Raw genomic sequence first — 12,598 nt, forward strand, 5'->3', positions numbered from 1 at the left:
GGTTCGAGTCCAGTCAGAGGAGCCAAATTTAAAAAGCCTGCTTTTAGAGCAGGCTTTTTGCTTTTCTGTTAGCCGTTACTTTCCACCGCCCCTGTCAACTGACGCCAGGCCGCCACTTCCTCATCCAGCCACTCACTAAAGAGAGCCACCTCCGGTTTCGCTTCCGTTAACTGCGATGTCACCAGCCAGTAAGGCCAGGGATAAGGTGCAGTGAAAGGGGTAAGCTGGACCAGCTCGCCCCGGTTGATGGCATCCTGTACCAGAGAGCGACGTTCCAGCGCGATACCTTTACCGAGTCTGACAGCCTCAAGGACTAAATTCGAGTCGTTAATGCATAACCCGCCGGGCACAATATCTTTTTCCAGTCCAGCATTGAAACACCAGGTTTTCCACGACTCCATGGAGAATATGATTTTACTCTTTGCCACCTCTGCTGGGGTTGCCGGGAGGATGCCGCCGTTATAACCGGGTGCTGCAACCACAATCAGTTCATCTGAAAACAGATAATGGCAGTCGCTTCCTTCCCAGTTACCTTTCCCCATGCGTATCGCCACATCTATCCCTTCCTGCTGCATGCTGGTGATCGTCAGACTGGCCTGGATCCGCAGCGTGATGTGTGGATATTTTTCCCGAAACCGCTCCAGACGCGGCAACAACCAGTGACAACCAAAAGACGGCACCATCGCCAGCGTCAGTTCCAGTATTCTCGGTTTCACCTGCACTAACCGGGTAGCATCTGCGATATGATTCAGCGCTTCGCGCACCTGTAACGCGTAGAGACGCCCCTCTTCGTTGATCTGCACCCCTCGCCCATGACGGATAAACAGCTTCACCCCCACCATTTCCTCCAGCACTTTAATCTGCTGGCTGATGGCGGAATGGGTAACGTGAAGCTCTTTCGCCGCAAGCGTTACGCTGCCAAGGCGAGCCACAGCTTCAAAACTACGCAAACTTGCGATAGGTGGAAAATCCGACATGAAACCACTCCCTCATAGACTGAATCTGATAAACGCTAACCGGCCAATCTGTCAGTAATACTAACTCAGGCCGTAAGATACTGATGATATTCGCCATAACGAATTTATTGTAATGTCTGTTTATCATCTTCAATGAAGCGTTTTTTCACACAGACAGGAAAACTGGAATCATGATAAAGCTGATTGGCATGATGGATTCTCCTTATGTACGCCGCGTGGCGGTCTCCCTGGAACTTTATGGCGTTGCGTTTGAAAGCCAGCCGTTGTCCGTATTCAGCACATTTGAGGAATTTTCCCGGATTAACCCTGCGGTAAAAGCGCCAACGCTGGTTCTGGAGAATGGAACACGTCTGATGGACTCGTCTCTCATACTGAATTATTTTGAGTCTCAGGCCGCGCCTGAACGGAGACTCCTGCCCGTGACGCCGGATGCACTGGCGAACGATCTCCAGACGCTGGGCTTTATCCTCGCCGCCGCGGAGAAAGCTGTGCAAAATGTGTACGAACACAACCTGCGCCCGGCGGAGAAACAACATAATCCGTGGATAGAACGTATTACCGTCCAGCTGCTGGCTGCCTGTCGGGAATGGAACGCGCTGCTGGAAGCCCGTCCGGAAAATGCGGTGGCCGATCAGGTTGCTGTCACCAGTACGGTTATCTGGACATTTATTCAGTCAATGATCCCTCACGTCGTTAACGCCGGGGATTTTAAAAAGATTCAGGCGGTTGCCAACGTTTTCGAAAACCAGGCGGCATTTAAAAAATACCCTTTTAGTTAACGCTTCGCTCGGCGTGTTATGGGGCTTTTCAGCCCCTTTTTTTTAGGCAGGAATCGACAGACCCGCTGTGGTGGCATAGCGACCGTTGAAAAAGATGAGCGGTTCACCTTCAGTATGTAACGAATCCACCACCTCACCGATGAATATCCAGTGATCGCCACCGTCTACCTGACGCCACATTTTACATTCAAGATGCGCGAGTGCCCCGTCAATCAAAGGTAGTTTAAAGCCGCTGACCCGGTGGTCTACGCGATGAAATTTGTCGCTCCCCGCGCTGGCAAAAATATCGCTAACCTGATGCTGATGGCCCGACAGGACATTTATCGCAAAGGCGTCCGCCTCCAGAAAATGCTGAGCGTACCAGGATTGCTTGCGCAGGCTCCAGAGCACCAGCGGGGGTTCCAGGGAGACGGTATTAAAGCTGCTGATGGTTAGCCCATGGAAATTGTTATCTTTATCCATCATGGTCACGACACACACGCCAGTTGCGAATTGACCAAATACGTTCCGTAATGTTCGGCTATCAAACTGCGCCATATTATTTCACCTCTGCTAAGCCTGAAGACGCGACCTGCTGCTGCAGCGCGCCGGCAAAAATTGTCAGCCCTTCATCCAGAACGCTGTCTTCAATCGTTAGCGGCATTAAAAAGCGGATAGCATTTGCCTGTTTGCCGCATTTAAGAAGAATAAGCCCCTCACGGGCACAGCTTTTGACTAACCGATCGATAAGCCCGGTCGCCGGCGTTCGCTCTCCATGCTCCAGAGAAAAAAGCTCCAGCGCAATCATGGCGCCAGTCCCGCGTATCTCATAGCCAATAGACAGAGGGCTGACAATGGACACTAAGGCGGAGCGCAGACGTTGACCCAGACGCCGGGCTGCGCCCAGCAGGTCCGTCTCTTCAAAGAGCTTAAGTACCGCCAGCGCCGCCGCGCAGGAAAGCGGGTTGCCTGCCCAGGTTCCACCAAGACCGCCCGGTGCCACCTGGTTGATAAGCGACTCACGACCCACCACGCCAGACAGCGGAAGCCCGCCGGCAACGGATTTACCGAACACAATTAAATCGGCGTCAACACCGGTTTGTTCCATAGCAAAGAACGTCCCCGTGCGCCCCGCGCCAGACTGAACTTCATCCGCGATTAACACGATGCCTTCCCGGTCACAGAGTTCACGCAGAGCACGCATAAACGCAGGCGGCACGACGTAAAACCCGCCCTCTCCCTGAACGGGCTCAATGACGATGGCGGCCACATCCTGGGGGGCAATGTCGCTCGTTAATATCATCTTGAGGCCCGCCAGCGCCTGAGCAATATCACGCTCCGTCTCTCCCTGCGGGAAGGGTGCCCGGAAGACCGGGCCGGGCATAATCCCCATCCCCTGGCTGTAGGGCGCAATTTTGCCGTTCATCGCGAGGGTCATAAACGTACGCCCGTGATAGGCACCGCTGAAAACAATCACACCGCTTCGCCGCGTGGCCACGCGGGCAACCTTAAGCGCGCTTTCCACCGCTTCGGACCCCGTCGTCAGGAGAAAACTCCGTCGGTCAAAATCTCCAGGCATTAAGGCGTTAATACGTTCACACACCGCGATATACGATTCATAAGGGGTGGCGGCAAAACAGCTGTGGGTAAACTGGTGCAGCTGGCGCTCAACGGCCGCGATGACGTTGGGATGAAGATGGCCGGTATTGAGCGCGGCAATGCCGCCGGAAAAATCAATGTAGCGACGGTTGTTGACGTCATACATCACCGCATTTTCCGCTCGTTGAATATAAACCGGATGCATCTGGTTAATACCACGGGCGACGGCACCCTCCCGTCGCTGCAAAAGCTGCTCGACTACAGTATCCATAACGCTCTCCTCAGGGGGCGGTCGGAACAACCGCCCGTCAGGTTATTGATGACGCGCCTGTTGCAACATGGCATCTGCATGCTGGTTTAACTGCTGACGATCGCCATAGCGGTAAGGATCGAGGAAATCGAAACGGACCGGTTTATCTCCGCGGTCGAACAAGTGCCCGATTCCGCCAGGCGCGTTGTGAGCCCAGTAGAACAGAGAATCGGCAAATTCCTCCGTTGCCCGGGACAGGTAACGATTGGTGAAATCAGAGAAATCGATGGGGAAATGCTCGCGGTTGTCAGCAAAAAGCGAATGAAGCGTAGCAATCACCTCTTTTTCTGGAAGATTACCGGCGCGATAGGCTTCCATTGTTTCGCAGGCCTTATCGAAAATAGCCTCATAGTAAGGGCTCTCAATGGAAAGATGTCCCGGATAGGTTGCGCTTTCAAATTCCTTCTCAAGCCGCTCGTCATCACCGTGCTGCTGATAGTCGCTGAGGATTTTACGCAGACGCAACACGCCGATGTAACTGCCGCTAATCCAGATACGGAACCACGCATTCCACAGTGGGAAGCTATCAAATGCGGTGAATGAATTTGCCACCAGCCTGTCGTTTACCTTCACCACTTCCAGGCTGTAATCCTGATAGCTGGCGAAATTCGCTGCTGACCAGTCATCCTGTCTGACGGCACGAACAATTTTAGGCGCGACGCGCAGAATCGATTCGAACGTATTCACCAACCCGCGCGAGAACAGCGGATCGACAAAGCCCACTGCATGGCCTAAAAGGCAATAACGCTCCCCTACGCTTTCGCGGCTGGTGTAATTCAGACGAGGTGCAACGGTCCATTCGCGTACCCGTGCCGCGCTCTCAAAGTGACGGGCAACGGAGGGGTGCTCATCGAGAAAACGGGTAAACTCTTCTTCCGGATCGCCTGCGGGACCATGTTTATCAATATCGAACTGCAGGCCGACGCTGCATAAGGTATTGGTCGAATAGGGGTGGTTGTTGAACGGAATAATCCATAGCCATCCGCCTTCAAACATGTGGTGCAGCGTGCTCTGTGAGAGCGGGGTCGGCGAACCGGTCACGTCCGTTGAGGCGATGACGTCTTCATACAGTTTGACCCCTGTCATATGGGTGAACAACGAACGCGTACGGCTCTGCATCTCACGTGCACCCTCGCGCAGGCCAAACTTATCGGCAACCGGTGAACGATAGCCTGCTGCATCCACGACGTACCTGGCTTTTATCTGCTCTTTTCCCAGATCCAGCAGCATCCCGTCGCCGGTTTCTTCAATCGACTGGATGCGGGTTTGCTGGCGAATATCGGCCCCCAGACGTGCGGCCAGCGCCAGATAATAGGCATCAACATCCTGACGGAACAGATGCGCTTCCGGCGACAATACCGGTGTCGACACAACGTCCTGGGGATTATGCGCTTTATTCTTACCGTTCCATGCAAAGCTGAACGCCAGTTTAATACCGGCGCTCGACGTACCAATATTTTCCATCAGCGCGTGAATTTCCCCCGGCCACGCCAGCTCAGGAATATTGTACTGACGCGCCAGAATTTTCAACAGTACAGCACTTTCCGGCACCATCGATTCCCCGACGGCAAAGCGAGGATGGGTACCGGCGTCAATAATTACCACGTTTAATTTCTGTTTTGCCAGAATAGCGCCGAGCATGGTTCCTGCAATACCGCTCCCGATGATGGCCACATCATAATGACTTTGTTTCATTGCTTTACCCTTAATAATATTATTGAGTGACTAACTGAGTTGTTATTTCGATTTCATGTTCACGCGTGTGATCTGCCTGAATCAGAAAAAGATATGTTGCCTGTTGTGTTAACCATTCTCTCGCCAGAGACAGGGCAATTTCTTTGCCAGTGCGCTGCGGCATTGTCAGCACCATGGTGGGTCCCTGAAAGCGATAGCGCGTACAGCAAATGGAAATAGGTGCCCCAACATTGGCATTAATAAAATCGACCGGAGAGACGCGCGATTTTATTGCCATGTCATGAATAATTTTCTCACTGGTATTCACCGGGAATGCCGTGCCAAACTGAATAATCCCGACGCTTTCAAGATGATTATCCAGCAATGCCTGGTGCTGTTGATAAAGTTCATCGACAGTAAACAGCACATTTAAAGACAATGGGTCGGCTGTTTTTAGCCCCCGGCGCAAGGTCTCATCTAAATCTGACCAGATTAATGAGCGTGCGGTACTCGTAGAAACGATCTTCATTAGCTGCCCCACCTTTTACATTACGGTAAATATCAGGCAGGTGTTAAAACCACCAAACCCAATCGTCATGCTTAACCCGGTCTTTCCCGTTAAGGGCTGAGGCTGCGCGGCAGGTAAATTAAAACGCAGGCCATCAATCGGCTTTTTCAGTTCATACACCGGAGGGATCGTGCCCGCATTGAGGCTATGAATGAGCGCGATGGCTTCCAGCGCCCCTGTCGCCCCCAGCGTATGGCCAAAATTGCCCTTCGTCGCGAAGACCCAGGGACGATGTGTGAAAAACTGGTTATAGGCATTGCTTTCAACCCGATCGTTGGTCAGGGTACCCGAACCGTGCGCATTAATAAGCGCAATATCGCCAGGTTCAAGTCCCGCCTGCGTCAGGGCACGCTGCAATGCCAGGCGGATACCATTGCCTTGCTCATCCGGCGCGGTCAAGCCTGCCGCATCGTTAGACGCCCCAGCACCGACAAGCCTTGCCAGCACGCGTGGTGCAGAGCCGCCTTCTCGTTGCAGCACCAGAAAACCGGCCCCTTCTCCGAGAATGGTTCCTTCGTGTGTAGCATCGAACGATTTCAGGGTAGAAAGTGAGAGCGTGCCTAATGCGCTATGGGCCAGACGTTTTGAATCAGTAAGAATATCGGCGCCGCCGCACACGCACAGATCGGCTTGCCCCGTTGCAATTAAATGCGCCCCCAGAAGAAGAGCATCCGAGCCCGAGGAGCAGGCGGTAGAAAGGGCTATCCCTTCCATTCCCAGCGACTCCGCCACCTCGTTGACCCAGCCGTCGAGCGGCTCCCGGCAAAACGCCTCGCTGTCGAGGCGGAATCCCAGACTGGTTCCGACAATCAAAAAGCGTCGCTCCTCCGGCACAGGTTCTGCTGCACCCGAATCCTCTAGCGCCTGGCGGGCCGTGCGTTTCGTCAGAGCGATCAATTTTTCGCGCATTTCGGCAGGCCATTCACCCGGCAGCATGGCGGCCAGATCGGTACGCAAGCCTCGATCCGATGGCGCAGGCGCAATACCGGTTTGTTTTTCCAGTAAAGTCTGGAAAACATCCTCGATACGATCGCCAGACGCAGTTGTCCATCCCATGCCGACAACATTGGCGACATACGTTGTAGTAGTCATCATTTTTTCCTTTACCGCAAAATAGTACGGTAAGCTGGTTAAAGTGAATTAACGATATATCAGTGGAACGCGCGCAAAAATTCGTTTGAAGGTTTATCTTCAAGCGGAGAAGGAGAAAAATTATCTTTAATCTCGCCTGCCGTTAATTCTATCTTTCGTTGATAAGGTTCTTTTTGAAGCCAGCGTGGACTTTCAATAAAATCAAATGCGATGTCTGTCGCATCAAATCCTTCGAGCTCGGCAGGCTTAACCACTTTCCTTCTTTTACGGTCCAGAACCTGTGCATAAGCAGAAATATCAAAATATCGAATGCGTTCATCTTCCACCACTGCATTAATACAATGCCAGGGGCGGGGCAAATAAAGATAATTCACAAAAATATTCCGAAGAGAATACACTGGCTTGTTGATTATCTGGCTATACAGTATTGCCGAGACATCGGCCATTTCCGAACAGAAGCAGGGCAAGCGCTGTGTTTGACCCAGCATTTCACGAAGATAATCCTGAGGTGTCAGGTTACGTATGACCTCGTCGCGAAAATGCTCGTAACGTGAAATATAATAATCCCAATGCTCCTCAGGAAATTTGAGGCGAACGATGTCTGCCGGCCATGTTTCAAACACATCTGATTCCTGAAGGACATGGCACATTGTTTTTGGAACTTCACGTAGAATATCATCAAGGCTTGCCAGGTGATATTTTTCAATGACTGCCCGTGCCAGTTCCCGAAGTTCATCATTCATAACATCACCTTACTTATATTGTGTTAAAGAGGCCGCGCCACAATAAACAAAGTTTATATTACGTGGCCGTTCGTGGCGTTTGAGCTTTTTCAGCAGGCTGGCACTGTGCTGCTGGCAATTGGTTTCATTGATCACTGATTCATCGCAGGTCAAAACAATATCGAATCCCGCAATTTGATCCCCTTCATTGACAATTTGGGTCTTGCAGGTCATCACCCCTTTAATTTCCCGGCACAGCTGCTTAACGGCGCCGATATTGACTTTCTCATCCCTGATAACAATAAAATCACTGATTCTGCCTTTGAAAAACAGGAACCCATCAGCGTCCTGGAAGAAGATGTCTCCGGTGCGAAGCCAGCGTTTGCCATCAAGCTCAATGAACGTTTGTCGGTTACCGCGCCCAATGCGCTTGACGAGCAACGTATCAGAACTAATTAGCAACTCCCCCTGCCCGTCCTGGCCGTCTGCACCGGGCAGGATACGAACGTCCGTCTGGTCAATAGGACGTCCGGCTGACGCATAATATCCTCTCCCCAGCAGATGAGCCGGGCATGTCGACACCCGCGGTCCGGCCTCACTGATGCCATAAGTCAGATATAACTCAAGCCATGGCTGTCGGAGTAAAAAGGCTTCCACCTCATTCGGCGCAGCCAAATCGCCCCCAATCGTCAGTTTGTTTAACCCCGGCGGAAGCGTTGTTTCCCAGGCGTTCAACTGTCGCAGCAATACGGGCGTGAGCGAACTGAGGGTCACGCCGTATCGCTGTAAATCATCCAGATAATGGGGTACAGAAAACGGAGGTCCACTGATAACAATTTCGCAGCCCGTCTCCAGGGCAGCAATCATCTGGGCAACCAGCGCGGTGGAATAGCACATCGGCAAACTGATCAATACCCTGTCGCTGGCGCTCATGCCGATACTTTTGGCATGACGCAGCGCGTTACGCCGCAGCGAATCAAAATGATGGACACAGCCGCTGCTGAACGACGACGACGTGCCGGACGTGGCTATCACGACCTGCCCCGGCTGTGTCTGTACGGGTCCGCCATCACGGCATTTTCCCACCTGCCAACACCCGAGGGGTTCAGCTGCGCTTACGCCCAGCTCCTGCCATCGTCCTGGCTGAACCGGCGTACGCACCAGCGCCCCCGCCGCAAAGTCCTCAAGCATCTGCAGGATGCGTTCTGCTGGCGTGAGCGGCGGGATCAGCGCAGGCACAAAGCCACTGTTGAGGACGGCAAAGAACATATACATCAAGTCCGGGCAGTTCGGCATCGCTATCAGCACCACCCGACCGGGTTCCAGACTCTGCCGCTGCCAGTAATCGACATAGTATTGATAACTCTCTCCTTCAGTGCCGCTGGTCCCCACCGCAGACGTTGCCTGCACCGGAGAAAATAAACCGGCAGGCTCATAGGGAACAAATGCGGCACATTCTTCTGCTCGCGTTAACATTCTCAGGCTCCGAGCTTATTCATAATGAAACGCGAAAGGGTTTGGCACGAATAAAAATTCGCGGGCGAAAACTCTTTATCTTCAACTTTAATATTAAACTCTTCCTCACACTGGAAGCGTAATTCTACAAATCCAATAGAATCCATTCCTACCATTGAGGCGAGACCGGTCTCGTCAGCAATATCTTCGCGCTCGACATCCAGACCAATACGTTCAGCGATGATTTCTTTAATACGATCGACAATTACAGGCATATCCAGTTTCATAATTTTACCCTTTAATGTTTTCAAGTGTTTTATTTACTACAGCGGAAGATGATTCTTTATTTAACCAACGTAATATTGGCGGTGTGGTTGCCGTTACCACGAGCGCCACGATGACCATAATGGAGTAGACTCGTTGTGAAATAAGATGCAATTCGAGCCCGATAGACAGCACAACCAGCTCCATCAGACCACGCGTATTCATGAGCGCGCCAATCATGGAGGCTTCACGAAGGGAATATCCTGAAATACGCGCCCCGAGCAGAGCACCACTGAATTTGGTTATAAATGCCAGTAAGGTGAACCCAATTATCCAGGCAATGTCCTGCGTTGCCATACTGAAGTCGAAATGCGTTTTCAGACCGGCGCTGACAAACAACACGGGAAGTAAAAGATAGTGCATGAAACCGTTCATACTCGCATGCCATTGCTTCGCTAACCCGGGGATCCGCGCGAACATGCTGCCCGCCAGCAAGGCACCGAAACCACTGTGCAGGTGAAGATACTCCGCTCCCCACGCGCTGACCAAAATCCAAAAAATGATCGCCGGAAATCTCATCTCAGGCCTGTGCGCATACCGTATAAGCAGGGGGACCACGACTTTGCCGGTCACCAACCCATAAAGTACCAGGGCTGCCGTCACGACCGCCAAATACGACCACAGCGAATCAGATTTTCCTTCAACCGCGGCAAATACGCTGTCCAAAGCCAAAATCCCCCAGCCTGCCACATCGGTAAGAATGGCAGCGGTAATGACGGGAGGAATGATGGCCAGGTGAAGCATTTTTAAATCTTCAATGATTCGCACAATGACCGGCAGAGCGGATACCGCCAGCGCCGTTCCCATAAAGATATTAAATAAAAGACGATCGGTTTGTGGCGCCAGTTCGGCATGTACCGAATTTCCCGCTAACATGCCACCGATAAACGGCAGCAGCATGCCCAGGAACGCTATTTTCAATGCAGCGATAGTCTGCTTTCGACGGCCATGATTATGACCATGAAAATGCGACAACCCAATATCGAACATGAGCAGAATCATGCCCAGATTCGCCAGCTTATCTATGGTGGTCAGCGACTCCTGGCTAAATAAATACGTTTGAAATGAGAACAGAGACATTATCCCGGGAAAGAAAGTCGGTCCCAATAAAACGCCTGCAGCAATATGGCCAATAACCTGTGTTTGACCTATTTGCTCCATAAGTTTGCCGACGACATAGCAGGCAAAAACAATTACCGAAAGCTGAATAATAAACATGGGTATCCCCGCCAATGCTAGCGTTGAGTTTATTGATATTAAAAGTGTTTAGTTCGAAACGTGGGCGACGCTGTTCTCGTTAAAATACCCCATCGCGGTGGTTATCATCGCTATCATCACCATAACGAGGCTCAGCAAACAGATGCCCTGCCAGTCCCACCTTTCATAAACCCACGGACCGGTAACGGATCCGGCTGCGCCCAATGCATAATAAAAGAACATATAAAGCGCATAGAGGCTGCTTCTTTTATCCGGATGTAATCCGAGAACCCGCGTCTGGTTAGCCACCTGCGCGGCAAAACACCCTAAATCGAATAATATAATGCCCAGCGTAATTCCCGGTAAGGACGCAGGAAAAAGAAATAGTATGGCTATTCCCGCAACCACAAATACCATTCCGCCAAAAATCACGCTGCGACACCCGAAGCGGTCAGCTAGTTTCCCCGCATAGTTCGCCAGTACAAGACCGACGATACCCGCCAGGCCAAATAATCCGGCTGTTCCCGCTGGCAGATGGAGTGGCGGTCTTTGCAGATGAAGCATGATGGTCACCCATAACAGGCTAAAGACGAAAAACCATGCCCCTCCGGTGACGGCAGATTCAATAAGCCGCACGTTACGCAGCAAGCCCGGCAATTGCACCATGACGCTCAGATACCCCGTCTCCCTTGCGGGTTTAACATCAGGCAGGCATCTGATGGCCAGTAGCGCCATGGAGGCCATAACGGCTGCGACGATGGCCAGCATCCCTCGCCAGCCAAGCGCATCGGCCAGACTGCCGCCCACGAGCCTCGCGAGCAAAATTCCTGCCGAAATGCCCATGGTGATCAGTCCGACCGTAGCGCCTTTTGGCGTAATGTGAAATCCAAGCGCATTCAGTTGCACTGCGCTTGTCGCCATGGCGCCTGTCACCATTCCCGCGCTAAAAAGGAGCAACGGCTGACGGGTCAGGGAAGCGGCGAAGAGCGCAAGTGAGAGGAGAATAAACTGAGAAATAATCAGTTTCTTACGGTTAACGCTGTCTCCAAGCGGAACAAGAAACAGTATTCCCAGCATATAACCTATTTGCATGCTCGCCGCAATGAAGCCGGTATAAAACAGAGGCAACTGCAAAGATGCCGCGATAGCGGGCAATACGGGCTGAAGAATATAGTTATTTGCCATAGCCGTACCCGCCGCGATGCTGGCGAACCAGATAAATAACGGCGAAACCGGATTTTCTTGCGCGATATCACTCATTAATCGCCCCCTGTCTTTTTTTTGCCACAATATCAATTGCTACTTTCATTTTTTTCTCGGGAAACGGTAAGACATGCAATAACGTAAATGCAGGTCGGGAATCACGGAAATAGTGCCCATGGATACGCGCTACCTGCTGCCATTCTTCAATTTCAGTCAGATACAGCCTGCTTTGTATTACATCGTCTATTGCATAACCACTGGATTCAAGTATCCCCTTGATCTTATTCAGAACGCATTCCGTTTGCAGTGAGATATCATCAGATTCAATCTCACCACAAGAATTAAGAGGTCCCGTTTTCGAAATATATAGCCAACCGTCTGTTTCTACCGCTCGCGAGAAACCGAAAGCCTCCTCCCAGCTGCTGCCAGAAGTAATAAGTCTTTTTGATTCCACAATGTCATGCCTTTCATCACAAGGTGAAACAAACATATTACAACCCAATCAAATTTGTCCAGAAAAAATAACAAAAAATTGACCTGAAATTTAGCAGGTAATTAAGTAAGCATTTCCTGGATAAGCTGTAAGCACAGCTAACCAATCAATATCTAAATTAATAAAATTAAATGATAAATAAGGCAAAAAATTTCCCGCAGATAACGGCAATTAAATGAGCTGAGTATTAAAATAATGACTCCTTTATTTAACCGCGAGTTTTTAC

At 51.3% G+C, this 12,598-nt stretch carries 13 protein-coding genes; 1 reads left to right on the forward strand and 12 read right to left on the reverse strand.

The genetic code is table 11. The features are described 5' to 3' along the window. Positions 1–68 precede the first annotated feature (68 nt). Positions 69–977, reverse strand: coding sequence for a LysR substrate-binding domain-containing protein (locus L977_RS15660; RefSeq protein WP_047626132.1), 909 nt, complete (start codon positions 975–977; stop codon positions 69–71). Between the two features lie 170 nt (positions 978–1,147). On the opposite strand from L977_RS15660, the gene L977_RS15665 reads away from it, so the two are divergent. Beyond that, a complete protein-coding gene (locus L977_RS15665) occupies positions 1,148–1,756 on the forward strand; it encodes a glutathione S-transferase family protein (RefSeq protein ID WP_047626133.1) in 609 nt (202 codons plus the stop codon). Between the two features lie 42 nt (positions 1,757–1,798). On the opposite strand, the gene L977_RS15670 is transcribed toward L977_RS15665, so the two are convergent. From L977_RS15670 to L977_RS15720, 11 genes are read right to left on the reverse strand one after another with little or no spacing between them, the layout of a single operon-like run. Further along, positions 1,799–2,293 carry a flavin reductase family protein gene (locus L977_RS15670; protein ID WP_023337497.1) on the reverse strand — a complete coding sequence of 165 codons (495 nt, stop codon included), beginning with the start codon at positions 2,291–2,293 and terminating at the stop codon, positions 1,799–1,801. A gap of 1 nt (position 2,294) precedes the next feature. Continuing rightward, positions 2,295–3,605, reverse strand: a complete 1,311-nt coding sequence (locus L977_RS15675; RefSeq protein WP_023330842.1) for an aminotransferase class III-fold pyridoxal phosphate-dependent enzyme — start codon at positions 3,603–3,605, stop codon at positions 2,295–2,297. 42 nt (positions 3,606–3,647) lie between these two features. After that, positions 3,648–5,339: an NAD(P)/FAD-dependent oxidoreductase gene (locus L977_RS15680; protein ID WP_023330843.1), complete on the reverse strand. Its 1,692-nt coding sequence runs from the start codon at positions 5,337–5,339 to the stop codon at positions 3,648–3,650. A 19-nt stretch (positions 5,340–5,358) separates the two neighbouring features. After that, positions 5,359–5,847 carry a hypothetical protein gene (locus tag L977_RS15685; RefSeq protein ID WP_045134950.1) on the reverse strand — a complete coding sequence of 163 codons (489 nt, stop codon included), beginning with the start codon at positions 5,845–5,847 and terminating at the stop codon, positions 5,359–5,361. Positions 5,848–5,862: 15 nt separating this feature from the next. Continuing rightward, complete coding sequence (locus tag L977_RS15690) at positions 5,863–6,981, reverse strand: beta-ketoacyl synthase N-terminal-like domain-containing protein (protein ID WP_231563603.1); 1,119 nt, start codon at positions 6,979–6,981, stop codon at positions 5,863–5,865. Positions 6,982–7,037: 56 nt separating this feature from the next. Next, complete coding sequence (locus tag L977_RS15695) at positions 7,038–7,721, reverse strand: hypothetical protein (RefSeq protein WP_045269271.1); 684 nt, start codon at positions 7,719–7,721, stop codon at positions 7,038–7,040. A gap of 9 nt (positions 7,722–7,730) precedes the next feature. Further along, entirely contained in the window at positions 7,731–9,176 is a 1,446-nt protein-coding gene (locus L977_RS15700; protein ID WP_052192644.1) for a class I adenylate-forming enzyme family protein, read from the reverse strand. Positions 9,177–9,178: 2 nt separating this feature from the next. Then, positions 9,179–9,442, reverse strand: coding sequence for an acyl carrier protein (locus L977_RS15705; RefSeq protein WP_014884442.1), 264 nt, complete (start codon positions 9,440–9,442; stop codon positions 9,179–9,181). A 4-nt stretch (positions 9,443–9,446) separates the two neighbouring features. After that, positions 9,447–10,697: a cation:proton antiporter gene (locus L977_RS15710; RefSeq protein ID WP_052192645.1), complete on the reverse strand. Its 1,251-nt coding sequence runs from the start codon at positions 10,695–10,697 to the stop codon at positions 9,447–9,449. Between the two features lie 48 nt (positions 10,698–10,745). After that, positions 10,746–11,936, reverse strand: a complete 1,191-nt coding sequence (locus L977_RS15715; RefSeq protein ID WP_052192646.1) for an MFS transporter — start codon at positions 11,934–11,936, stop codon at positions 10,746–10,748. After that, a complete protein-coding gene (locus L977_RS15720; RefSeq protein ID WP_052192647.1) occupies positions 11,929–12,369 on the reverse strand; it encodes a Rid family hydrolase in 441 nt (146 codons plus the stop codon). Before L977_RS15720 ends, L977_RS15715 begins: the two co-directional genes overlap by 8 nt. Positions 12,370–12,598: the final 229 nt, after the last annotated feature.

Source organism: Enterobacter sp. ZOR0014 (assembly GCF_000798855.1).
GTDB classification, from domain to species: Bacteria; Pseudomonadota; Gammaproteobacteria; order Enterobacterales; family Enterobacteriaceae; genus Enterobacter; species Enterobacter kobei.